Source organism: Candidatus Coatesbacteria bacterium (assembly GCA_014728225.1).
In the GTDB taxonomy this organism is placed as follows: domain Bacteria; phylum RBG-13-66-14; class RBG-13-66-14; order RBG-13-66-14; family RBG-13-66-14; genus WJLX01.
This window is the reverse complement of sequence record WJLX01000094.1, coordinates 1-22,937: the sequence shown is the minus strand read 5'-3', so window position 1 is coordinate 22,937 and position 22,937 is coordinate 1. Positions and strand designations below refer to the sequence as shown.

The following is a 22,937-nucleotide window of genomic DNA, read 5'->3' as shown; positions in this document are numbered from 1 at the left end:
GTTTTTGCGGAGGCGGACCGTTGCCGCCGCTCCAACGGTCGCCGAGATGCAAAAACCGTGCCGGCTCCCGGGGCTGGGCGCGACGGTCGTAACAAGGCGGGCCGTTGTCCGTCGCGGCTTGACGGGATGGAAAAACCGGGCCGACGGCGGCCCGGTTGGTGAGCTGGAGGCCGGGGTCACTCGCCGGCGCGGAAGGCCTCCGGGGTATGGAAGTCGGCGTAGACCTCGTCCCAGTCGCCGGCGGGGCCGTTGAGGTCCTCCTCGAGGTTGTCGACGGCCCGGCGCAGCGTGTCGCGCTCGGCCGCCCACCAGGCGGCGTACTTGTCGTCGAGTCCGGCGACGGCCAACTGAGCCAGCACGGCCTGACCGTCGCGCAGCACCTCGGCGGGGTGGGGTTCGTCGGCGGCCAGGGCCTCGCGGTAGAGCTCCTCGCGCCAGGCGACCTCGCCCTCGAAGAAGTCGCGGTAGGCGGCGGGGTCGGCGATAACGTACTCCGCGCCGTTCCATTCATAGACCAGGTCGACGAAGCCGGCGCGGAAGATCCGCGGCCAGAGGAAGCTGGACTGATAGGCCGAGTAGGTGTGAATTTCCTCGTCGCCGTTGCCGTCGAGATCCTCGAGCACGGGCGCCATGTAGGCGTCGGCGTAGAGTTCGACGAAGCCGGTCGGGGTGGGGCGCAGTACGAACAGGCCCAGGCAGAGTAGGGGATCGTTGCCGCCGGTGTTGTGACGAATCACGATTTCGGGGCGGCCGTCGGCGGTGACGTCGCGCAGTTCGAGATCTTCGCCGTACAGTTCCTCGTACTCGCCCGCGCCGCCGTGGTAGCTGTCGATCAACTCCCGGCCGCCCACGATGGTGTTGTCGAGGCGGTAGAGGGAGACCTCCTCGAAGGCGCCCCAGTAATCGTAGTTGATCTTGAGGGCCTCGACGAGATAATCGTCGTCCTCGAGCTCCAGGGGTTCCTGGATGAACTCCTCCCGGGCGTCGGCGGCGGCGTTGGCCAGGCAGAGGGCGGGCGTGAGCAATAGCAGGACGAGGAACCGGTTCATCGTCTACCTCGCCTTCAGGGGTTCAGCACGGAGAAACCGTCCAGGCCGACGTTGAGGAGCACCAGGGGCGGTCCGCCGTCGACCTCGGGAAACTCGAGGACGACATCGGGGCGGCCGTTCTCGTCGACGTCCTCGGCGCGCAGGGTGGTGCCGGCGGGGCAGGCGAGCTCGAGGGTCTCGACGAGGTGCCAGTCGACGAAATCCTGTTGGCTGTCGTCGATGTAATAGAGCTCGAGACTCGCGAAGCCGCCTGAGCCGTCGTCCAGGGCGTCGATGCGGTAGTAGCCGCTGTCGGCGTAGAACTCGACCTCGGCGACGACGCGCCTGACGGGGATCAGGGCGGGGGTCAGGGCCAGGCGGACGTTCCCCGGCCCCGTACCGAAAAAGTCCTCCAGCTCGTCCCAGTCTGCGGGGTCACCCTCGCTTATCACAGGTTGGAGTTCCTCGGCGTAGCGGGCCCAGGTGAAGCCGTATTCCTCGTCCAGACCGCCCAGGGCCAGGTGGAGCAGCACCCCGGCGGCGTGGTAGGCCAGGGCCGTCGCGGCGGGATCGTCTTCATCCCGCAGGCTCAGCAGGCGGTCGGTATGGGTGTCGGCCATGTCGAGGTACACGTCCTGGAAGTCGTTCAGCGGCGCCGGGGTGTAACCATCGTCGCCGTAGACCCAGATCTGGTTGGCGAACTCGACCCGGGCGGCCCGGCCGAGGTGGGCGGGCCACCAACCGCCGAAGGCGATGATCTCGAAGACGCCGTCATAATCCAGGTCCACGGGCAGGGGACCGGCGCCCAAGGCATGGTAGAGCGTCTCCAGGCCTTCGGGCGTCGGTCGCAGCGCCGTCAGCCCCGAGCTGCCGGTGACATCGTTGCCCGCGGAGAAGGTCCAGACGACTAACTCGGGCTCGCCGTCGCCGTCGAGGTCGGTTTCCTGGAGCCCGGTACCCAGGGGGGCGCCGTCCAGGGTGTACTCCAGCTCGCCGATGATGACCTTGTCCACGGAGCCGCGCGGCGTTCCGATCAGGCTGACGGTCAGCAGGTCGAAGCGGTTGAAGTAATCCCCCTCCACCAGGCGGGGCTCGCAGCGATAACTGTAACCGGCGCGCTCGAACTCCAGGGGTTCGGCGGGTGGTCCCTGGGCCTGGGCCGGGCCTGCCGTCACCAACGTCAGCCACGCCAAGAGCCCTACAGTCTTGCTCTTCATCGAACCTCACCCTCTGGTGGAGTGCTGCGGTTTCAAGTACTCTCGATGGTCGGTTTCGCCGGGCTATCTCGAACATTCCGCGGCTCGAGCGCTCCAGCGACTGCGCCATTCCGGTCGTCGACACTATCCGGGGGCCGTACCGTCGACACTGCGCCCTCAGTGGTTCCGCCCTCCCGCAAGCCCGGGGTTTCGACCGTCGCGCTCAAACCACGATCAAGACCGAGCAGTCGGCGTCCTCGAAGACCCGCTCGGCGACGTCGCGGCGCAGGATGCGGCCGACGCTCTGGCGGCCGTGCTTGCCGATGACGATCAACTCGATCTCCTCTTCCCGGGCCAGGTTGATGATCTCGATGTTGGGCCGGCCGGTGCGGATGTGGAGCATGACCTCCAGGCCGCGCTGATTGGCCAGCTCGACGATGTAACCCAGGTGATGCTCGGCGGTGATCTTGAGGTCGCGCTCGACGCGCTGGCGCTCCTTGGCCGGGCGGTCACGGTAATCGGCCAGGATGCCCGAGTCGATGACGGCCAGGGCGTGGAGCTCGGCGCCGCAACTGGCGGCCAGGGCGAAGGCGGCGTCGGCGGCGCGGATCGAATACTCGCTGCCGTCGGCGGTGATCAGGATCTTGCGGAACAGGTTGGTGGCTGGCATGAAAAACCCCGGACGTCGATTGGGTGATCCGCGCGGCGCGGCTACGGTCTTCAGCGTGGATACGCGCTTAGCGGCTTACGCTCCGTCGTCGACCATCGGTACGAAGAGCACCCCGGTGATGTATTCCTCCCGGACCTCATCCCCGATCCGGCGCAGGCGGACGAGTTCCTGCAGCGGGGCCCGGCCCCGGGGACCGACGATCGGTCCGCCCTCGACCACCTGTTCGATGATCGCCGCGGGGATCTCCGGCGGCGCGCAGGTCAGCAGGGCGCCGTCGTAGGGCGCCGCGGCCGGCCAACCGGCGTAGCCGTTGCCGTGGCGCAGGTGAACGCGCTCCAAGTAACCGGTGCGGTCCAGGTTCTCCCGGGCGCCCTCCAACAGGCGGGCGAGGGTCTCCACGCTGTAGACCTCGCAACCGCAAGCGGCCAGCACGGCGGCCTGGTAGCCGGAGCCGCTGCCGATCTCGAGGATGCGCCCGCCCGGCGCCGGTTCGACCAGACTGGTCATCAGGGCCACGATGTAGGGCTGGCTGATGGTCTGACCGGCGCCGATGGCCAGGGGGCCGTCGGCGTAGGCCGAGGCCCGCGCCGCCGGCGGGACGAACTCCTCCCGGGGTACCTCGCCCATCGCCGCCAGCACCGTCTCGTTGTCGAGACCGCGGCGGCGTAGTTGGCGCTCGACCATCCGTCGTCGCGGCCCGCTGAAATCTTTCCGTCCTGCAGACATAATCTCGACCCCTCAACACTATTCTAGCAGACCCGGCGGGGATGGTCTAAAATATCGTCGTCTGAGGACGTTCCCGGTCGATCGCCGCGCCTTGACAGCTCCCCCGGGGGGACCTATACTGCCGCCGAGGACAATCAACCTAACAACAAACGAACCGGAGGTGCAGCCTTGGCCGTCGATCTGCGCGGACGCAACCTGTTGACCCTCAAGGACCTCAACACCGAGGAACTCTACCAGCTCATCGAGAGCGGTTACCAGCTCAAGCTGGAGAACAAGCGCGGCCAGGCCCATCCCCTGCTGGCCGGCCAGACCCTGGCGATGGTCTTCCAGAAACCCTCGCTGCGCACCCGGGTCAGCTTCCAGGTCGGGATGGCCCAGCTCGGCGGCCAGGCCATCTACCTGGGTCCCGACGATATCAAGCTCGGCAAGCGCGAGACCACCGAGGACATCGCCATCGTCACCTCGCGTTTCGTCGACGGCATTATGGCCCGGGTCTTCGGCCACGAGATCGTCGCCGAGCTCGGCGAGTATTCCAGCGTGCCGGTGATCAACGGCCTCTCCCAGTGGACTCATCCCTGCCAGGCTCTGGGCGACTACCTGACGGTCTGGGAGAAGAAGCGCCGGTTCGAGGGCCTCAACCTGACCTTCCTCGGCGACTTCAACAACGTGGCCCGCAGCCTGATCTTCGGCGGCCTCAAGCTCGGCGTCAACGTCACCGTCGGTTGTCCCGCGGCGATCCTCGAGGGCAAGCCCGACGACGAGTACGCCGACGTCCTCGAGTGGTCCACCGGCAAGGGTTCGGCCAACGGCGCCGTGCTGCGTGTCAGCCATGATCCCGCCGAGGCCGTCGAGGGCGCCGACGTCGTCTACACCGACGTCTGGGAGTCGATGGGCGAGAAGGGCTCCAAGTCCAAATCCGTTTTCGAACCCTTCCGTCTGGACGAGGCCCTGTTCGCCAAGGCCGCACCCGACGCCGTCATCATGCACTGCCTGCCCGCCATCTACGGCGAAGAGCTGACCTACGAGGTCAGCCGGCTGGCCAACTCCGCCCTGTTCGACCAGGCCGAGAACCGGATGCACGCCCAGAAGGCCGTCCTGGCGGCCACGATGCACCCGGGGCACTAGGGCGCTGCGCCGTAAAGATAACAACGGCCGGGTCGCTTGACCCGGCCGTTCGCTCAACAGGACGGCGCTCAGCTCACAGCGTTTGACCTGCGGAAGCTCAAGCTCCGCGACGGACGCTCGAACGAGGGGTCGACCAGCGGGTCGGCCCCTCGGGTTAACAACCCACGACGGCTAGAAGTAGAGGTCGCGCTCGCCGGCGGTCATCTTCTTCACCGCGGCCTCGACCATCCGCCGCCGCTTGTCGTCGAGGTCGGCGATCTCGCGCTTGATCAGGTCGAAGCCCACCCGCTTGGTTTCGGCGGAGGCGTAGTCCAGCAGGAACTCGCTGAAGGTCAGGATGGCGTTCATCTGGCAAATCTCACCCACCTCGCCGTGCTTGGCGATGCCCATGAAGGTCTCGCCGGTACGGGCCTCGCGGTAGCAGGCGGTGCAGAAACTGGGGGTGTAATCCATCGCGGCCAGGTCACGGACGACCTCGTCGAGGCTGCGGTTGTCGTAGATGCTGAACTGCTGGCGGTCGGGGATGTTGCCGTCATCGTCGCCGGCATAGGAGCCGATGCCGATGCGCGTGCCGCCGTCGATCTGGGAACAGCCCATCTCGAGGACCTCGCGGCGCAGCTCCGGCTTCTCCCGGGCGGTCAGGATCATCCCGGTGTAGGGCACCATCAGCCGGATGACGGCGACGAGCTTCTTGAAGTCCTCGTCGCAGACCAGGTGGGCCGACTCCGTGGTGAAGGGGGTGTTGTGAGCCGGTTCCAGGCGCGGGAAGCTGATGGTGTGCGGGCCGACGTTGAACTTCTCGTCCATGTCCAGGGCGTGGTAGAGCAGGCCCATGACCTCGAAGCGCCAGTCGCCCAGGCCGAAGAGCGCTCCGATGGCCACGTCGTCCAGCAGCCCCTCCTGGGCCCGATGCAGGCTGTAGAGGCGCCAGGCGAAATCGGCCTTGCGGGTACGCGGTGGGTGGACGCGGGCGTAGAGCTCGGGATCGTAGGTCTCCTGGAAGACCTGGTAGGTGCCGATACCGATCTCCTTGAGCCGGCGGTAGTCGTCGACGTCCATCGGGGCGGCGTTGATGTTGATGCGGCGGATCTCGCCCTTGCCGTCGGCGGTCTTGGTCTGGTAGGCCGTAGCGATGGTCTGGGTGATGTAGTCGATACCGTACTTGGGGTGCTCGCCGTAGACCATCAGCAGGCGCTTGTGGCCGACGCTTTCCAGGGCGCGGACCTCGCCGGCCAGCTCGTCGTCGTCGAGGGCGTGGCGCTGGATGTCGTCGTTGGTGCAGCGAAAAGCGCAGTACAGACAGTCGTTCTGGCAGTAGTTGGCCACATAGAGCGGAGCGAAGAGGACGATCCGCCGGCCGTAGATGTCCAGCTTGATCTTCTTGGCCAGCTTGAAGGTCTCCCGCCAGAGCTCCGGGTCGTCGTTGCCCAACAGAATGGCCGTCTGCTCCGGGGTCAGGCCCTTTTTCTCGGCGGCGACGTCGAGAACCGCGGCGACTTCCTTGGGCCCGGCGGCGGCGCCCTCGGCCAGTTGGCGGCGGATCAGCGGCGGGTCGATGAAGGTCTGCGTGGCGGTGGTGCTCATGGTCACTCCCGATGCGCAAGTCTGCAACAGAATTCACGATTTTTGTTTCCAACCAACCCAGCCGGTGGATAAGCGGCCCGGCAGGGGTGACGGAAGGGAAGCGCATATCCTGCGAAAGCGCTACCCGAGCCGCAGGACGTTGAATAAGCAACAATCTGCGGCGGCTGGGTCGTGTGTTGTATAGAATAGCACAATTCGGCCGGGCTGACCAGCGGCCGCGGTGAAGCGGTGAAGGTATCAACAAACCATTTGCTCGAGCGCACAGGCCCTCCAGCCTGTGCCTACCGGCCACCGGCCGGCATCATTGATGCAGGCGCTCTCGCCGGATGCCTGCTACACGTAGGGCGGGGGCTCTGCCCCCCGCCGCGAATAACAATTGGTCGTGGTTCGGTGATACCGTAACGGCGGCGGGGACGCCAGTCCCCGCCCTACGGGGCTGGTGATTAACGGCGGGAGGCGGGGGATTCATCTCAAGCCCCCCGCCGTACGTGGGAGGCTGATTTGATTGGTCATTGGCGATGGAGCACAGGCTCTCCAGCCTACAGTCTGCCGGCCCCCGTCGGCATTATTGATGCAGGCGCTCTCGCCGGATGCCTGCTAGACGTAGGGCGGGGGCTCTGCCCCCCGCCGCGAATAACAATTGGTCGCGGTTCGGTGATACCGTAACGGCGGCGGGGACGCCAGTCCCCGCCGTACGGGGCTGGTGATTAACGGCGGGAGGCGGGGGATTCATCCCACACCCCCCGCCGTACGTGGGAGGCTGATTTGATTGGTCATTGGCGATGGAGCACAGGTTCTCCAGCCTACAGTCTGCCGGCCCCCGTCGGCATCATTGATGCAGGGGCGGGATTGTTAATCCAGCCCGCGGCGGGGGTTCAATCAGCGCCGTCGGGCCTCTACCGCCGTCGACGCCCGGGCCTAGGATCCAGTATCGACGCCCCGGCGCTCGAGATCGGCGGCGATGCGCTCCAGGATGCCGCCGACGGGGATCCGCGGGATGATGATCTGGCTGATGTCGACGAAGGAGGCGAACAGCGACAGCAGGCTGAAGCCGGTCGATTCGATCTGCAGCTCGAGGGTCAGCTTCTGGTTGCGCAGGTCCATCTTGACCAGCTTGGGTTGGCGGCCGACGCGGTTGAGCAGGCCGCGCACCGAGGTGATCGAGGGGTTGGAGCCCTCGGGGTCGAGGAACTGCAGCATGCGGTCGACGACCTCGGAGCCGATCTTGGTCAGGTTGACCGAGCCCTCGACGTTGAAATCGCCGAGGAAGTCGAAGCCCTCGCCGGCCAGGGTCAGGTCGCCGTTGATGGCCGAGCTCTCGTCGGCCACCAGTCCCTCGATCAGCTTGCCGACGTTGACGCCGCCGAAGACCAGCCGGGTCTTGTAGGTCGGTTCGGCGGTGTCCAGACGCAGGTGGACGTCGCCGCGAATCTCGCCGCCCAGGGTGGTCAGGGCCAGCCGCCAGATGTGCAGGGCCCCGCCGGAAAGCTCCCAGCGCAGAGCCAGGTCGTCGAGGTGCTGATCGCCAAACTTGACGGACTCGATAGTCAGGTTGGGCTGGGGGGTGAAGGGGGCCAGCAGGTCGTAGCGCCGCTCGACGTAGGGACTGACCTCGCCGAGGCGCTTGCCGGGCAGGGGCAGGGGCTGCTGGATATTGACGGCCTGGTCGATGGGCAGCTCGCCCTCCAGGCCGTTGACGGACAGGGCCGCCCCCTGGGAGACCTCGAGCTGGTGGAAGCGCACCCGGCCCTTGACGCGCAGTGGACGGGAACCGGTCAGGGGGCCGGCGGCCTCGAGCTCCAGGCCCACCTGTCCGCGGATCCGCATGGCCCCGGTGTTGATCTTGAGCTCCTCGCCGATGCGACCGGCGCGGGCCTGGAGCCGTAGGGCCAATTGGGGCGCGCCGAGGAGATCGCTGACACCGCCGTTGACGGCCAGGCTGGTATCCAGCGAGGCGACGTCGACGGTCAGCCGTTCGAGTTCCAGGGTCTGCAAGCCGTCCAGACGGGCGGCCAGGTCGAGATCGATGTCGCGCAGGTCCTGGCCGACGGGAGCGATGACCTCGTCCACCCCGGCGGTCAGGGTCAGATCGCCGGAGCCGCCGACGAGGTCGAGCCCCAGGCGGGCGTCGACGCCGTCGGCGCCGCCGTAGGGGGTGGCCAGGCCGCTGCGGGACAGCTCCAGCTCGAGGTCCGTGCGTACCAGCTCGAGCATGGCCAGCGGCTCGGCGGCCAGCTCCAGCGCCCCCGGAGCGAGTTGGACCTCGCCCTCCAGGCGCACGCCGCCGTAGGGGTAGAGATCGCCGGGGTCGAGGACGGTCGGCGGCACCAGGGCCAACAGGTCCTCGGGCCGCGTCGTCAACGGGGCGAAGCCCACCCGGACACCGTTGCGGCCGTAGCCGGACACCTCGGCGTAGCCGTCCCAGCTCAGGGCGTCGCCCAGGCGCAGCGTCAGAGTACGGACGTTGAAGTTTCCCGCCGCCACATCGGCATCGACGACGGCCCCCAGTTGCAGACCTCCCAGAGCCACCGGCGCGCCGTCGAGCTCCCCGGCGATGGTCTCGGTTTCCAGGCCGACGGCCAGACCGCTCAGCCGGGGACCCGAGGCCGCCACGCCGCCGGCCAGGGTCAGGCGCAACCCGCTGACGCTGTACGGACCCTGGGAGGCGGCAAGGAGGCGGAAATCGCCGTCGACGGTCAGCTCGGGCTGCAGCTCGGCCAAGGTCGTCGAGCCGCTGAAGTCCAGCGAGCCGTCGAGACCGTCGATCCGGGCGGCGCCGTCGGCGGTGGGCAGGACGGCGGACAGTTCGCTGACGACGACGCCACCCTCGAGGTCGATGGCGTATCCACCGAAGCCGTCGGGGTCCAGCCGGGTGACCAGTTCGGCGTCGACGGCGCCGTCGGCCGCCAGGGGCGGCAGCAAGGCGCCGAAGTCCTCGAGCAGCGGGGCAACCTCGAGATGCAGCTCGCGCAGGGCCAGACGAACGCCGGGGTCCGCCCCCACGGCGACGACGGTGCGCAGGCCCAGGCCGAAATAATCACCCAGGGACAGGCGGCGAACGTCGAGATCGATCCGACCGTCCGCGAAATCTATCTCCAGACTCGTATCGAGGACGAGGGCGCCGGCGGGGGCCAGCTCCATGGGGGCGCCGACCTCGAGGCCCGCGGCGCTCAGATACAGGTCACCCTCGAGGCGGGGCTCGCTGTTCTCGGCGGCGGCCGTCAGATCGAGGTTGAAGGCCAGGCTGTCCAGCTCGGCGGCCAGTTGCGGCTCGGCCGCGGGACCCAGGCGCAGGCTCACCGGACCCGGCTCCTTGTGCAAACGCAACTCCAGCGGTCCACCCGCATGGGTGTTCAGCTCGCCCAGCTCCAGGGACAAACCGCCCAGCTCGGCGGCGATACCGTCGGAGACGGCAACGGACAGCTCACGGATGCCGACGCCGTTGAGTTGCACACAAACCGGCAGGTCCGCCAGTGTGAAGGGTTCCTCCTCCTCCTCTTCGGAGGGCGGCGCCAGATGCTCCAGGTTCCAGCCCAGCCCGGGACGCTCGACCAGGTTGACGTGCAGACCGCCGATCTCCAACGTGTCGATGACCAGCACGCGCTCATCGAGCAGATCGCCCAGGTCGTAGGCCAACACGAACTCGTCGAGCTCCAACGCCGGCACCCGATCGAACTCCGGACTCGAATAAACCGTCAGCCCGCGAACCACCACCCCGGACAGGGGCGAAAGGTAAACCTCGCCCAACTCCACCTCGCCCAGCAGGCTCTCATTGATCAGCGCGGCCAGCTCCGCCTCGAGCTCCTCGTTGGTATAAGCGATACGCAGCACCAGAGTGACGATGACCGCCGCCGTGGCGGCGAAAGCCAGCAGGCCGACGAGTATCATCGCCGTCCAACGGCCGACGGCGGCCGGCACTCGGGATAATCCGCGTTCGCTCATAAGGCTTCCGCTCGGAGGTAAGATATCGATTCAGTTATCGCGACGGCCGCAACGGTATCCCACCCGCGACCCTTGAAAAACCCGTTCCACAGCCGGCGCGGGTTTCTGCGAGCCGGAACTGGCACGGTTTTTGCATCTCGGCGCCCCTCACCGCGACCCGCAGGTTGCGCCTCCGCAAAAACCGTGCCAGTTCCGGCGGCGCGGGGGTCGGGGTGCTGGATTGTTCTTGGAAGATGGTTTTTCAAGGGTCGCGGGGGCGGATTTTCGGCGACGGTGCGCCTGCCTGCCGCCAAGCCGTGTTCAGTCGAGCCGGGCTAGTGAAGCGGCCCCCGGTGGGGGCCTGACTTCGAGGTCGAGGATGCGACGGATCGTCGCCGACTCACCTGACGGGCCCTACTGGCTGTTGAAGCTGAACAACAGGATCAACCCTACGGTGACGGCGGTGGCGATGATCGGTTCGAGTACGGGGGTGTCTTCCTCTTCGGGCGGTTGGGGTCCGATGTCGGGGTAGCGGGTGTCGATCAGGTCCTCGGCAGCGGCGACCTTGATGAAGTCTTCGCTCTCGCCGGTGATCTCGTCGGCCCAGAGGTAACCCCGTCCCCCGGCGTCGGCCAGGCGGGCGTGAACGACGGCGACGGCGCGGCGCTGGACGTTGGAGCCCGACTTGTTGTAGATCACCCGGCACTCGACGAGGCGGTAGCTGAGGCTGCCGGAGCCGCCTCCGCTCTCGGGAGGCGGTTTTTCATCTCCGTTGCCCGCATCGCCGAGGGAACCGGCGTAGAGGCCGCGGCGGGTCAGCTCGGAAACCAGGGCCTCCTCGAAGCGGTCGTGGAGCAGGGTGTGCTCGTCACCGGCAGCCAGGTCCTCGATCTGGGAGATCATCCCCGGTCGCAGCACGTCCAACTCGGCGATCTCCTCGGCGGCCTGTTCGAGGGCCATGATCTTCAATCCCGCGTCGGTGGGGGTGTCGCCGTATTCGTTGATGGGCAGGTCGGTGCAACCGGCGACCAGGCAACCGGCGAGAACGGCCGGGACGATCAGGGGGAGCAAACGGCGGGCATGGCGCTTCATGGAAACCTCACTCAAGGGGTGCGGACGGCGGGCCGGTCGAATGTTTATCGCTGTGGCGGGTAACCGGGTTAATATGAAGGGATTTTAGCCGCTGTTTCGCTGGGGTGTCAAGCGTCGGCGGGCCGGACGGCGACGGCCTCGGCCTCGATGACGGCGTTCTTGGGCAAGCGGGCCACCTCGACGGCGGAGCGCGCCGGGTGGGTTTCCGGGAAGAACTCGGCGTAGACCTCGTTCATGGCGGCGAACTGACCGAGGTCGGTCATGAAGACGGTCAGCTTGACGGCTTGCTCCAGGGAGCTGCCGGCGGCGCGCAGCACGGCGTCCAGGTTCTCGAGCACCCGGCGGGTGGCGGCCCGGATCTCGTCGATCAGCTCACCCGTTGCCGGATCCACGGGTATCTGTCCGGCGGTGAAGACCAGCCCGCCGGCTACGACGGCCTGGCTGTAGGGGCCGACGGCGGCCGGCGCCCGGTCGGTGTTGACGATACGACGTTCCATGACTCACCCTCCGCTGCGGTTGGCTCGAAGCGTTTTCAGTTCCCGGCGTCTTCCTCGCGGCGGGCCTCTTCCGGGGTTATGATCCGCCGGGGTTCATCGTCGGCTGTTACCGTCTCGGCCTTGGCCTGGGCGACGGCCTCCTCGTACTCGGCGGCGGCGGCGCGCCGGACGCCGGCGAAGAACAGGGCGTCGAACAGGGGATTGAGCCGCGGCGGCAGTTGGGTCATCGCCGCGGCGGCCCGGGCGGCCAGGCTGGTGATCAACTCGCCGCGCTCGGAGCCGGCCAGCTCCCGCAGGGTTCCCTCGAGGGCCTCCAGCTCCGCGGCGCCGCGGAAGACCTCGGCGTGGCGGGCGGCAGTCTCCCGCACCAGACCGGCGGCGGCGGCGTCGATTTCTTCAGGTCGCGCACGGTTATCCTGGGCGGCGCGCAGAATGTCGTGGGCCTGGCGCAGCAGCTCGTCCTGGACGTTGGTGACCATCTTGCCGTCGGCGAAGTGGGGCGCCAGGTCGTCCTCGGTCAGCACGACCAGGCGGCCGGTCTCGGCCAGACGGGCGGCCAGCTCGTCGGCCGGCTCTCCGAGACGCTCCGCCAGGGCCTCGAGGTTCAAGCCGCCTTCCTCCCAGTCGGCGGCCAGGGCCTCGGCGTAGGCCGGCTCGGTCAACAGATCCGGGTTGAGCACCCGACCGATGAAGGCCTGGATGTTGCGCTGGAAGAGATAGTCATTGTAGCTGGCCCAGAAGAGATTGTGCAGCAGGGGAATGGTGTGGGGCTGGGCCTCCCGGTTGCCCAGCATGTTGAGCAGGAACAGGTTGGCCCAAGCCAGCCGGTCGCGCTCCCGCTCGACGAGATCCGTCTGCACGCCGAGACCGATGGTCGTCAACCAGGCCCGGGCGCCCTCGTCGATGATCTTGTCCAGACATTCGTCGACGTAGGCGGCCAGCTCCTTGTCACCGCCCTGCTCCGGCAGGGGCTCGCGGCCGACGTAGTTGGCGATGACGCGGGGATCCAGACGGACCGTGCGCCAATCCGTCGCCGTCAGCAGCTCGCCGAAGGCCTCGATCAGTTTCTCGGGATTCTTCTTGAACTCCTCGGCGACGTCGGGGCTGCGCCGCTCCAGGGTCCGCACCGACTCCTCGGCCCGGCGGCGCAGCTTCTGGAACTCGTGACGACGGAAGGCCACGCCTTCGCGTTTGGCGGTGAAGCGGGGTTTCTTGTTTTTTTTCTTCTTGCTCACGATGCTCCCGGTTGGGTCCTCAATCGGCGACGTGCCAACCGCCCGCCGCGTCGCGGTACCAGTAGCCGGGCAGGCGGCGCTCGGTGAACAGGCGGCCGTAGGTGCGGGCGACCTCGGCCACGGGGTCGGGCGCGCTCAGCTCCGCGGTGACGGCGGCCAGGCGCTCGAAGATGATCCGCCGGTTGGCGTTCTCGCGCTCCACCAACTCGGCGGTGAAGGGGTCGTCGACCCCCAGGGGGGTGAGCGCCAGATAGCCCTCGGCGGTCTCGCCGACCAGACCGGCGGCCTTGAGCCGACGCAGCTCCTCATCCAGGAAGAGGGAATCGGCGTAGGCCGTCAACGCCCGGGCCCGCTCCGGATCGGTCTCGGCCAGCTCCTCCAGCGGCGGCAATTCCTCGCCGGAACGCACGTTGGAGACCAGCCAGACATCCTCGCCCAGCTCCTCGTAGGAGCCGATGATCTGGTTCTCCATCATCGTCTTGGTGTCGACCAGCTCCAGGTTGAACTCGACCTGGGCGCAACCGGCGGCCAGCAACACGGCGACGACGCCGAACAAAACGCTCCTGCTCTTCACGCCCCTCACCTCCCGGGCGGGATGTCGCTACTCGAAAGCTAATTGTAACACATTCCAGCGGCGGACCAGGACTGCGCGGCGGCGGCAAGGAACCCTCGAGGCCCGGCGCGCCTTCTTGCCGCCCCGGACCGCAGACGGTCCGGGGCGGATGCAAGAAGCGTGACGGGCCGGCGCCGAGCCGCCCGACAGACCATCGACGGCCGGCCCGGCTTTACTAGAAGGTGACGATGAAGCTCATCAGGTGGTAGGCGTCCAGGGTCGTCTGGTTCTTGACGAAGGCGTAGTTGAGGACGTAGTTGGACTGGACGAGGTTGGTGGGGATGCTTCCGGCCGCCCCCAAACGGCCGTCGCCGATACCCAGCCCCAGGCTCCAGAGGTGCTCCTCCTCGGCGGTGTAGGCGTAGCCGCCGCGGAAGGTGACGTGGTTGAGCAGGCGCTGGTCGACGCCCAGGCGCAGCTCACGGAAGGCGGCGGAACCGGCGTTGACCAGGTTGCGCACGTCGAGGGCCACAATCGCGTCGGGACGCAGCCGCCAGCTCAGGCCGAGGTTGATCGTCTCGTCGCCCAGGCCCTCGAGCCCGGCGCGGGCCTCCCCAAGCCCCTCGGGCAGCTCGACGAAGGTCGCACCCGCGAAAAAGCTAGGCTGGAACTCCCACAGGGCGCCAAAGGTGAAGCCGTAACCGCTGCGGCGCTCGAGCTCCTCTCCCCCGGGTTCGATGCCGTCCTCGACGGGTAGCTCCCGGGTGTAGTAGCTGGCCGAGGCCCCCAGGGCCACCCCGGCTTCGCGGAAGCGGTAGTTGACGCCCAGGGTGTTGCTGCGGTTGGCCCACAGGCCGCGGACGTGGAAGAAATGGGGGTCGGCGTAACTCGCCGGCGGGTGGAGGGCGGCCTCCCAGAGGTTGATGAAGGCGCTGAAACCGCCCGCCGTGTACGACAGGGACTTGAAGCCCACCAGGGTCGACAGGGCCAGGCTGAGGTAGTCCGAATCCGGTGAACCACCGAGCTCGACATCCTCCAGCCGCGCCTCCTCGTCGAAGCCGCGAAACAGCCAATAGCCGGTCAGGCCCAGATCCAGGGCCCCGCCAAAGCCCTGACCGTGGACGAAGGTCGCCGGGTTGTAGAGGGCGGCCTCGAACTCGCAGGGCACGGCGGTGAAAGCGCCGGCCATCCCCAACGGCCGCGTGTTGGTCTGGGCCAGGGTGCGATAGTAGATCTCGCCACCGACGGCGGGACTGAGGCAGGCCAGCAACAGGCAGGTCGTTGCGACGCGGAATAGTGGTCTCACCCGTTCCTCACTATCGATCAGCTCGTGATCAGCTCGGTGACACTCTAGTCTAACGATACCACAGCGCGGCGGCGAGGTGAACAACCGGCCGCCCGAACGACGCCATTAAGAAAACCGGGAAGCCGACGGGCTTCCCGGTTGTTGCAGCGCATCAACAACCTGACCGGCTTAACGGTCGATGACCAGGCGTCGGGTCAGGCTCTGGTTCTCCGTCTCCAGCCGGTAGAGGTAAACGCCGGCGGGACGGCTCTGAGCGTCCCAGTACAACTCGTGGCGACCGGCGGAGAACTCCTCGTCGGCCAGCAGGGAGACCAGGCGGCCGGAGATATCGTAGACGGCGACACTCACCCGGTCGGGCTCGGGCAGCTCGAAGCTGATGGTGGTGGAGCCCTGAACGGGGTTGGGGTAGTTCTGCTCCAGGCTCAGCGCACGGCCGGAGTAGCTCGGCTCGACCTCGACGGGTCCGTAGACGACCTCCTGACCGTCGACGGTCAGGGCGCCGAGGGTGTAGCTGCCGCCGGCGGCGTCGCGATCGAGATAGTTGGCGGTGTCGGCTTCCAGGGGTCGGCTGTTGAGACGCTCCCCGTCGCGGTAAACGTTGAAGCCGCGGCCGTCGTCAGTCGGGGTCCAGCTCAGCAGGACGCCCTCGTCACGGGCCGCGCCGCTGAAGTCGGTGATCCCGCTATCCATCTCGGTGATCCGGGCGGTGTAGGTGTAGGTGCCTTTGCCCATCCAGTAGCCCGTGTCCGGATCGTCCGGATCCAGGTTGCCGTCGTTGTAGAAGACGACGATCATGAAGATGAAGTCGTAGGGCGACCAGTCGGGGATGGTGATCGAGCCGTAGGAGTCCTCGTTATCGACGTCCATCGTCCAGACATCGCTCTCGACGTCGACGCCGTCACGGTAGCCGATGATCCGGACGTCGTACTCCTTATCGTCCTTGCCGTCGAAGGTGATGTTGAACATCTCGTGATCGTTGTTGGTGCCGAAGAGGACGGCGTTCATGCCCATCTTCTGCGGTTCTTTGCCGCTGACCACGGAGCCGTCGGTCAGGGGGTAGCACTGGACGGGGTGACGGTTGGCCGGATCGATGTTCAGGGCGGCGTTGATCTTGACGGGCCAGTGGAAGTTGTCGTGGTAGATGCTGGTGAACAGGCGCCAGACACTGAATTCGGTGAAGGCGTGACGGATGTCGAAGCCCTTGGCGACCAGCATGTCGTCGAGGCTCTCGAAGATGCTGGGGTCGTTGGTTCCCGTGGGTTGGATGGCGTCCTTGTACATCTGATCGTACCAGACGCCGTCGGGATCGAAATGCCGGACCTCGAGGAACTTGTACCAGATCCAGCTACCGTACTCCCAGATGTCCCCGCCCGAAGTGATGATGCTCTTCCAGGGTTCGCGCTGGAAGGTGCCGACCATGCTGTAGTCGTGACCCTGGCCGGGATAGACCACGTCCTCGTGGTAGACGGCGCCGGTCTCGTGGAGCCGCGTGTCGGCGAAGTCCGTGCCGAACTGCACGGCATGGGCCAGCTCGTGGCAGGCGGTGGACTTGTTGTAGCTTTCGGTCATGCCGACGTCGATGGCGATGTAACTGGTGTAGGCGTATCGGTCGGAGTAAGGCGTGTAGCGACGCTCGGGGGCGGCGTAGCCCATCACGCTGCCGCCGATGTTCTCGAAGTAGAAGTCGTAGTCGTCGCTGTAGTCGTAGCCGTAGTCGGGCGGCGGCGGCCACATCCGGTCGGGATTACCGCCGTCGCTGGTCTCGATGCTCCAGGAGTGCTCGATGTAACTCAGCAGGTCCTGGGCGTCGGAGATCTGCGAGTTGTCGTAGTAGTGCATCCGCACCGGATACATGCTGGATTCGACGAAGCCGACGCTCGAGGGCCGCGCCAACAACAGCTCCTCAATGTAATCGGCCTGCTCGTAGGGCAGCTCGTCCAGATGCTCGCGCACGTAGAGGACGATCGGCGTACCCGAGACGCGGAGCTCGTCGTTCGCGTAGACCCGGTAGCGCTCCGGCAGCTCGCCGGGGGCCTTGAGCATCCTGGTCAGGTTCAGCAGCTCCTCGTAACGGCTGATATTGCCGACCTCGTAATCGGCCATGATCGCCTCGTGGGTCATCTGCTCGCTCGCCGCGGCGGGCAGCAGCAACAAGCCGACGAGGAGCAGGGTCGTTAACAAGCGGCGCATAATGCCTCCAGTCAGGGGCGGTCGGAAAGATGAGCAAGGCGCGAAATGGGGTCCGGCAGCGGTCGAAGAGCCGGACTCTGGCAATCTTCCATAATTCGCGGGCAGCTCAATGGTAGATGCATCATCCATTATAGTGGCATATTTCCGAGTTGGCAAGGGGGAAATTATCCGGCAACCAGCGGTACGACCGCCAACGGTACCAGCAACATACCAGCAGGACCGAAATGGTTACCGCCCCTGAGCCGTCCTAGATTTTCGCGCTCAAGCGGGCGACGACCTCGGCGGCCTCGCGCAGGTGATACTTGGCCTCGTCCCAGATCGAGGCTCGACCGGCCCGCTGCAGCACCACGGCCAGCACCTTGAAATCGTCCTTGATCATTTCCATTCGTTTATCGTTATCCATCGGCACCTCGATTCCGCAGCCAGCTTTCCATTTCGTCGATACCTTCCAGCAACTCCTCCAGGACGGACGACATCCGCCGCCCCGCGGTCAGGGCCCGCCGACGCTGCTCAGCCTCGTCGGCGCTCCGGAAGGATAACCAGAAGGCCCGTTCGGCCTCATCGAAGCTCCCCAGGGCCGCCGTCAGGGAGTTCAATCCATTCTCCAATTCCCCCCGCACAACCGGATCCGCCAACGACAAAGCGAAGCCGTTCCCCGAGCGGATCGCTGTATCCGTACGTGCGGACGCCGACGACTCGGGATCCAGACGCCGCAACAGACGATTGACGGCGCCGAGGGTGTCGATCACGGCCTGCCGGGCCGCTCGCAGCAGCTCGTCGAGCCTCTCCCCGGTCAAGCCGCCCACATCGTCCCCACCGATCTCGCCCAGGGCGTCGGCCAGCGGCGCCAGATGAGCGTCCAGAGTGCGTCCGATCCCGACGACCTCCCCGAACAACGCCGTCCGGTTGAGTTCGCTCTCCGCCGGCGGTCCGTCGACCGGAACGCCGGTCAACGTCGCGCGCCGCGGCGAAGGCTTATCTTCCGATCCCCCGCCACGGCGCCGCCGGAAATAACCGCCGAGCAGAAAGGCCAGCGCCAGCAGTCCCAACACCACCCAGACCCAGGGATCCATCCGCACGCCTCCGGCCGTAGTTCAAGACGAATCGGTCCCGCGCGACCCCGAAAAAACAGCCCCCCAGCATTGTCGCCCCTAACGCCCTTCCCGGCGCCGCCTGAACCGGCACGGTTTTTGCGGAGGCGCACCGGTATCCTCGTTTCAGCGGTCGCCGAGATGCAAAAACCGTGCCGGTTCAGGCGGCCGTTGGTTGACCGAGCGTCCGGTTTCGCGGGGCTGTTTTTTCGGGGTCGCGCTACGAATAACCGCCCGAGTATTCTATCATTGGCCCCGTGAAGCGTCAAAGATACCGACGTCTCCTGCAGAAGCTGCGAGACCGTCGAACGCTGGACAACAACCGGGGAAGAAGCTTGCTCGACACCCACCTGCACAGCCGCTTTTCGATCGATTCCCGGGCCGAGCCCGCCGACTACGCCCGCCTGGCCGGTCTCCACGATTACATCGCCCTGGAGTTCACCGAACACCTGGACCTGGATCCGGCGGACAAGTCCTGCGGCTACTACGACGCGGCGGGGCACGCGGCGGCCCTCGCCGAGGCGCGCCGGTTGGCCCCGCGAACCTTCATCGGTCGCGGCGCCGAGTTGACCTACTACCCCAGCCGCGAGGAGGAGATCGCCGCCTACCTCGACGAGGTGCCCTTCGATTACGCCTTGGGCAGCGTCCACGTCATCGACGATCTCGAGGCCAATCTGACCTCGCGTTCCGGCGCCCTGGAGTACTTCGCCGCCACGACGGAGCAGGAGGCTTACGGCCGCTACTTCGAGCATCTTTACGGTGCCGCTCAGAGCGGTCTGTTCCAGGCCCTCGGCCACCCCGACATCTGCAAGCGCTACGGCGTGCTGTTCTACGGCTCCTTCCAGACCCGGCGTTGGGAGGAGGAGCTGCGGGCGGTCTTCCGCGCCTGTCGCTTGACGGGCACGGGTTTCGAGCTCAACGTCGCCGGCTGGGGCCAGGCCCCGGCCGAACCCTACCCCAACCTGGAGGGTCTCAAGCTGGCCCGCGAGGAAGGGGTCGAGCTGGTGACCGTCTGCACCGACGCCCACGGCATCAACCGCTTCGGGCCGTTGTTGATCCGGCGGGGCCTGGAGTTGCTGCGGGCCGCCGGATTCGAACGGGTCTACTACTGGCGCGAGCGCGCCGCCGTGCCCGTCGAGATCGCCGATCTGCTGGCCGGCCGCCGCCGAAGCGGGGTGGCCTGACGTCGCGTGGACGAAGGCTGTAAGAAAACGGCCCGGGGCGACCCGGGCCGTTGGTTAAGCGGCGGTTGATCACTGAACGGGGGGTTACAAGCGGGCGCCGCCGTCCCCCGGGGGCAGGGCCTCGCGGTTCTCGTCGGCCTCTTCGTCGTCGGGGCCGGTCTCGCCGCCGGAGATGCTGGCCCTGACGCGAACGGGTTCGCGCTTGCGGTCGTCGTAGTCCACGCGGCCGTAGACCAGGCTGACGGTCACCCCGCCGAGGATGCTGACCAACAGGCCGCCGAAGGCCCACAGCCCCGCCAGGCCGCCGAACTCGTAGGTCAGGTACTTGTTGAGGGCCTCGGGCAGGCCGCCGAGGAGCCAGACGGCGGCGCCGAAGACAATGCCTTTGAGGAAGCCTACCCCCCAGACGTGCTGCTCGACGGCGGCGTAGAACAATCCCCAGACCAGGCCGATGATGAAGCCGACGCCGAAACGGGCCAGGTAGTAGATGAAGCCCAGCTTACGGAAGGCCACGGTCGGGCGCTCGGCGACCTGGGTGTCGCCGTCTGCTGCGGTCGCCTCCCCCTCGGCGGTGTCCTCGGGGGCCTGCTCGACGGCCACCATGGTCGTGGCGGCGGCGGGGGCTACCCAGTCGACGACCATGTAGCCGACAGCCATCACGGCACCGGCGATGATCCCGGCCAGCAGCCCGCGTTTGTAACGTGCCCGACGCTTGCGCTTAGCCATTTGCGTCCTCCCATCAACCGTGTCGGTAAATCGCGCGTGTCGGTAAATCGCGGCTCACTTTACCGTGTTTAGTATAGCCAAGGCTTCTGCGCTAAACAAGCCTTTTCCCATATTGCAATCGAGTAACGCGCCCTGCTATACTTAACTCAGTCGAAGCTCTGCGGTTCGGGAACGGGTGACGTATATGCTGGTTGCCCGTCACAGATCAGGCAAGGCGGTGTCAATGGCAGCCGATCAGTATTATGTAAAATTCTGGGGTGTGCGCGGCAGCTATCCGGTCGCGGACGCCGACAAACTGACCTACGGCGGCAACACCTCCTGCGTCGAGGTCCGCGCCGGCGATCATCTGGTAATCGTCGACGCCGGTACGGGTATCATCAAGCTGGGTCAGGAAATCTACTCCGACTATCTGGCCAAGCCCAAGAGCGAACGCCGCAACGGCTTGGTCATCAACATGCTGATGACCCACACCCACCACGACCACACCCTGGGCTTCGGCTTCTTTCCCCCGGCCTTCAGCATCTCCACCACGGTCTACATCTACGGCCCGCGCATGTTCGCCCACGACCTGGAAGAGATCATGTCGATGTCCATGCTGCCGCCCTTCTTCCCCGTTCAGCTCGACGACATGGGCTCGATGAAGGTCATCCGCAACATCGCCGACACCGACGTGCTGGTCTTCGACGAACCCGGGGCGGAACCCAGGGTCTTCCACAAGAACGATCTGCCCGCGGATCTGCCCGAGGACGCCCTCAAGGTCTACAACTATCGCACTTACGCCCACCCCCAGGGCGGCTGCATCATCTACAAGTTCGTCTACCGCGGGCGCACCTTCGTCCACGGCACCGACACCGAGGGCTACCGCGGCGGCGACGCCCGCTTGATCAAGTTCGCCAAAAACGCCGATCTGCTGTCCCACGACGCCCAGTACGACGACGAGGATTACAACCGGGGCACCTTCCAGGGCTTCGGTCACTCCACTCCGCTGATGGCCGCCGAGGTGGCCCAGCGGGCCGGAGTCAAACGCCTGGGCTTGATCCATCACGATCCCCGACACAGCGACGAACGTATCCGCGAGCTGGAGGCCACGGCCCGGGAGGTTTTTCCGGAAACAGTCGCCGTAGCCGAGGGTCAGCGCTTCGACCTGCTCTGAGCCGCAGCGGACTGGAGCTTCGTGAGCAGCAAATCCAAACAGCTCGTCATCTCCTCCCTCGAAGAGCTGATCCGCGGCTTCAACGACCTCTCCGGCTTCCTCGGGGCCGGGGTTTTCGCGCCCGACGGCCGCCTGATCGTCAGCCACTGCCTGTTCGGTCTCCTCGTCGATCGCGTCGGCCCGGAACTCAACGGCCTGTTCATCGACGCCGTGGCGCTGCTGGAGCGCCTCGAACTCGGCCGGGGTCGCTTCAGCCAGATCCAAACCGACCAAGTCAACATCCTCCTCTACAGCTACAATGAGGGCTCCTCGGCCGTCGTCGCCGAGGACGGTAAGCTGCACTTCCACACCGTGCTGCTGCTGGAGCAGGACAGCTCGGTGGGAATGGCCAAACTGAAGCTGAAGAAATTCGTCCGCGCCGCGGCGATGCTGCTGTCCGACGCCACGGTGTGACCCGGCTAACGGTCGGCACGCCCGAAAGCTGCTATACTGACAGCGTTGAAGCATGTTGGATAGCCTTACGTATGCGGCTCAACGGCGCAGAACATCCGAGCCCTCCAACCCCGTTCTGATAGAGCGCTCTCACGAGGTGGCCGATGCTCAAATATTGCCGTCTGCTCTCCTGGCCCCTGGTCCTGCTGCTGATCCTCTCCCCGATGTTGGCCCACATCGCCCTGGCCGCCGGGGTGGCCGCCCGCGTCGAACAGGTCACCGGCGTGGTCCAGGTCATCCACTCCGGCACCACTACCCGGGAGCGCCTGAGCACCGACGATCAGCTCTACGCCGGCGACACCGTCGAGGTCACGCGCAACTCCAGCCTGCAGATCGAACTCGCCAACGGCTCGATGATCCGCTTCGGCCCCAGCACCCGGGTGACCATCGGCTCCGTCGACGTGCGGCGCACCGATCTGACCACCTGGTACGGCTCCGTCCTCTCGGCTATCAACCGCTCCGATGACGACGATTACGGCTATCGCGTCAGCACACCGACGGCGACGGCCTCCGTCCGCGGCACCATCTTCCTCACCGAAGTCGCCGAGGCCGACGGCGCCAGCACCATCCAGGTGCTCAACGGTGAAGTAGTCACCACCTCGCCGGCGGCCCCCGGTGAAGTGGTCGTCACCGACGGGATGAAATGCTCCGTCCTGCCCGGCGCCGCGCCCAGCGCTCCCATCGCCCTGACCGCCGCCGAGCTCTCCGCCCTGGAGACCCTGGCCGGCCCCTTCATGGAAATCGGCGCGGCCGGCGCCGGAGCGGGCGCCGGGGCGGGCGCCGGAGCGACCACCGGTGGTGTCGTCGCCGGTTCCTCCAGCTGGTGGATTTGGACCATCGTCGGCGTCGTCGTCGCCGGTGGTGTCACCGGCGGCGTCATCCTCGCCGGCGACGATGACGGCGGCGGAAGCGGAGGTGGCGGAGGAGACGACGGTGACCTGCCCGTGCCCCCGCCCCCACCGGGTTACTAACCACAACCCCGACCCCGCAAACGGACCGCTCAGGCGGTCCGTTTGTCTTTACCCCCGGCGACAACCCGGCGAACCCCGCGAAAAACAGCCGCCGGAAAGCCACCAACGCCCGCCGGAACCGGCACGGTTTTTGCGGAGGCGAACCGTTATCCTCGCTCCAACGGTCGCCGAGATGCAAAAACCGTGCCGGTTCCGGC

20 protein-coding genes are annotated in these 22,937 nt (G+C 66.6%); 5 read left to right on the top strand and 15 right to left on the bottom strand.

Annotation, left to right across the window (positions count from 1 at the left end; genetic code table 11):
• Positions 1 to 176 precede the first annotated feature (176 nt).
• The 4 genes from GF399_06655 to GF399_06640 form a co-directional block, all read right to left on the bottom strand.
• Positions 177 to 1,049, bottom strand: coding sequence for a hypothetical protein (locus GF399_06655; GenBank protein ID MBD3399995.1), 873 nt, complete (start codon positions 1,047 to 1,049; stop codon positions 177 to 179).
• A 14-nt stretch (positions 1,050 to 1,063) separates the two neighbouring features.
• Positions 1,064 to 2,221 (bottom strand): hypothetical protein, encoded by a 1,158-nt coding sequence (locus GF399_06650; protein MBD3399994.1) that lies wholly within the window; start codon positions 2,219 to 2,221, stop codon positions 1,064 to 1,066.
• A 226-nt stretch (positions 2,222 to 2,447) separates the two neighbouring features.
• Entirely contained in the window at positions 2,448 to 2,894 is a 447-nt protein-coding gene (locus GF399_06645; GenBank protein ID MBD3399993.1) for a universal stress protein, read from the bottom strand.
• Between the two features lie 75 nt (positions 2,895 to 2,969).
• Complete coding sequence (locus tag GF399_06640) at positions 2,970 to 3,620, bottom strand: protein-L-isoaspartate(D-aspartate) O-methyltransferase (protein ID MBD3399992.1); 651 nt, start codon at positions 3,618 to 3,620, stop codon at positions 2,970 to 2,972.
• Between the two features lie 168 nt (positions 3,621 to 3,788).
• On the opposite strand from GF399_06640, the gene argF reads away from it, so the two are divergent.
• Positions 3,789 to 4,745 carry an ornithine carbamoyltransferase gene (gene argF, locus GF399_06635; GenBank protein MBD3399991.1) on the top strand — a complete coding sequence of 319 codons (957 nt, stop codon included), beginning with the start codon at positions 3,789 to 3,791 and terminating at the stop codon, positions 4,743 to 4,745.
• 171 nt (positions 4,746 to 4,916) lie between these two features.
• Here the strand turns inward: argF and hydG are convergent, their stop codons facing one another.
• From hydG to GF399_06585, 10 genes are all read right to left on the bottom strand, one after another.
• Positions 4,917 to 6,329 carry a [FeFe] hydrogenase H-cluster radical SAM maturase HydG gene (hydG, locus tag GF399_06630; GenBank protein MBD3399990.1) on the bottom strand — a complete coding sequence of 471 codons (1,413 nt, stop codon included), beginning with the start codon at positions 6,327 to 6,329 and terminating at the stop codon, positions 4,917 to 4,919.
• 918 nt (positions 6,330 to 7,247) lie between these two features.
• Positions 7,248 to 10,271, bottom strand: coding sequence for a hypothetical protein (locus tag GF399_06625; GenBank protein MBD3399989.1), 3,024 nt, complete (start codon positions 10,269 to 10,271; stop codon positions 7,248 to 7,250).
• A 393-nt stretch (positions 10,272 to 10,664) separates the two neighbouring features.
• Positions 10,665 to 11,342 (bottom strand): hypothetical protein, encoded by a 678-nt coding sequence (locus tag GF399_06620; GenBank protein ID MBD3399988.1) that lies wholly within the window; start codon positions 11,340 to 11,342, stop codon positions 10,665 to 10,667.
• Positions 11,343 to 11,449: 107 nt separating this feature from the next.
• Positions 11,450 to 11,839, bottom strand: a complete 390-nt coding sequence (locus GF399_06615) for a reactive intermediate/imine deaminase (protein MBD3399987.1) — start codon at positions 11,837 to 11,839, stop codon at positions 11,450 to 11,452.
• A 35-nt stretch (positions 11,840 to 11,874) separates the two neighbouring features.
• Positions 11,875 to 13,074, bottom strand: a complete 1,200-nt coding sequence (locus tag GF399_06610; protein MBD3399986.1) for a hypothetical protein — start codon at positions 13,072 to 13,074, stop codon at positions 11,875 to 11,877.
• A 19-nt stretch (positions 13,075 to 13,093) separates the two neighbouring features.
• Positions 13,094 to 13,648, bottom strand: a complete 555-nt coding sequence (locus GF399_06605; protein MBD3399985.1) for a DUF1318 domain-containing protein — start codon at positions 13,646 to 13,648, stop codon at positions 13,094 to 13,096.
• Positions 13,649 to 13,862: 214 nt separating this feature from the next.
• Entirely contained in the window at positions 13,863 to 14,933 is a 1,071-nt protein-coding gene (locus tag GF399_06600) for a hypothetical protein (GenBank protein MBD3399984.1), read from the bottom strand.
• A gap of 168 nt (positions 14,934 to 15,101) precedes the next feature.
• A complete protein-coding gene (locus GF399_06595; protein MBD3399983.1) occupies positions 15,102 to 17,252 on the bottom strand; it encodes a T9SS type A sorting domain-containing protein in 2,151 nt (716 codons plus the stop codon).
• Between the two features lie 118 nt (positions 17,253 to 17,370).
• On the bottom strand, positions 17,371 to 17,526 hold the full coding sequence (locus GF399_06590) for a hypothetical protein (protein MBD3399982.1): 156 nt from the start codon (positions 17,524 to 17,526) through the stop codon (positions 17,371 to 17,373).
• Positions 17,519 to 18,196, bottom strand: a complete 678-nt coding sequence (locus GF399_06585) for a hypothetical protein (GenBank protein MBD3399981.1) — start codon at positions 18,194 to 18,196, stop codon at positions 17,519 to 17,521. Before GF399_06585 ends, GF399_06590 begins: the two co-directional genes overlap by 8 nt.
• 263 nt (positions 18,197 to 18,459) lie before the next feature.
• Here GF399_06585 and GF399_06580 point away from each other — a divergent pair, with 263 nt between their 5' ends.
• A complete protein-coding gene (locus GF399_06580) occupies positions 18,460 to 19,398 on the top strand; it encodes a histidinol-phosphatase HisJ family protein (protein MBD3399980.1) in 939 nt (312 codons plus the stop codon).
• An 84-nt stretch (positions 19,399 to 19,482) separates the two neighbouring features.
• Here the strand turns inward: GF399_06580 and GF399_06575 are convergent, their stop codons facing one another.
• Positions 19,483 to 20,124 (bottom strand): hypothetical protein, encoded by a 642-nt coding sequence (locus GF399_06575; GenBank protein ID MBD3399979.1) that lies wholly within the window; start codon positions 20,122 to 20,124, stop codon positions 19,483 to 19,485.
• A 184-nt stretch (positions 20,125 to 20,308) separates the two neighbouring features.
• On the opposite strand from GF399_06575, the gene GF399_06570 reads away from it, so the two are divergent.
• From GF399_06570 to GF399_06560, 3 genes are all read left to right on the top strand, one after another.
• Positions 20,309 to 21,277 carry an MBL fold metallo-hydrolase gene (locus GF399_06570; GenBank protein ID MBD3399978.1) on the top strand — a complete coding sequence of 323 codons (969 nt, stop codon included), beginning with the start codon at positions 20,309 to 20,311 and terminating at the stop codon, positions 21,275 to 21,277.
• Positions 21,278 to 21,298: 21 nt separating this feature from the next.
• Positions 21,299 to 21,730 carry a hypothetical protein gene (locus GF399_06565; protein MBD3399977.1) on the top strand — a complete coding sequence of 144 codons (432 nt, stop codon included), beginning with the start codon at positions 21,299 to 21,301 and terminating at the stop codon, positions 21,728 to 21,730.
• Positions 21,731 to 21,873: 143 nt separating this feature from the next.
• Positions 21,874 to 22,740, top strand: a complete 867-nt coding sequence (locus tag GF399_06560) for a hypothetical protein (protein MBD3399976.1) — start codon at positions 21,874 to 21,876, stop codon at positions 22,738 to 22,740.
• Positions 22,741 to 22,937 lie beyond the last annotated feature (197 nt).

What these genes read in the sequence shown, in the direction of transcription:
- GF399_06645 (MBD3399993.1), bottom strand. Translation starts at nt 2,894, where the DNA reads ATGCCAGCCACCAACCTGTTCCGCAAGATCCTGATCACCGCCGACGGC.
- hydG (MBD3399990.1), bottom strand. Translation starts at nt 6,329, where the DNA reads ATGAGCACCACCGCCACGCAGACCTTCATCGACCCGCCGCTGATCCGC.
- GF399_06595 (MBD3399983.1), bottom strand. Translation starts at nt 17,252, where the DNA reads ATGGATGATGCATCTACCATTGAGCTGCCCGCGAATTATGGAAGATTG.
- GF399_06570 (MBD3399978.1), top strand. Translation starts at nt 20,309, where the DNA reads ATGCTGGTTGCCCGTCACAGATCAGGCAAGGCGGTGTCAATGGCAGCC.
- GF399_06640 (MBD3399992.1), bottom strand. Translation starts at nt 3,620, where the DNA reads ATGTCTGCAGGACGGAAAGATTTCAGCGGGCCGCGACGACGGATGGTC.
- GF399_06620 (MBD3399988.1), bottom strand. Translation starts at nt 11,342, where the DNA reads ATGAAGCGCCATGCCCGCCGTTTGCTCCCCCTGATCGTCCCGGCCGTT.
- GF399_06560 (MBD3399976.1), top strand. Translation starts at nt 21,874, where the DNA reads ATGCTCAAATATTGCCGTCTGCTCTCCTGGCCCCTGGTCCTGCTGCTG.
- GF399_06575 (MBD3399979.1), bottom strand. Translation starts at nt 20,124, where the DNA reads ATGGCTAAGCGCAAGCGTCGGGCACGTTACAAACGCGGGCTGCTGGCC.
- GF399_06585 (MBD3399981.1), bottom strand. Translation starts at nt 18,196, where the DNA reads ATGGATCCCTGGGTCTGGGTGGTGTTGGGACTGCTGGCGCTGGCCTTT.
- GF399_06615 (MBD3399987.1), bottom strand. Translation starts at nt 11,839, where the DNA reads ATGGAACGTCGTATCGTCAACACCGACCGGGCGCCGGCCGCCGTCGGC.
- GF399_06625 (MBD3399989.1), bottom strand. Translation starts at nt 10,271, where the DNA reads ATGAGCGAACGCGGATTATCCCGAGTGCCGGCCGCCGTCGGCCGTTGG.
- GF399_06590 (MBD3399982.1), bottom strand. Translation starts at nt 17,526, where the DNA reads ATGGATAACGATAAACGAATGGAAATGATCAAGGACGATTTCAAGGTG.
- GF399_06655 (MBD3399995.1), bottom strand. Translation starts at nt 1,049, where the DNA reads ATGAACCGGTTCCTCGTCCTGCTATTGCTCACGCCCGCCCTCTGCCTG.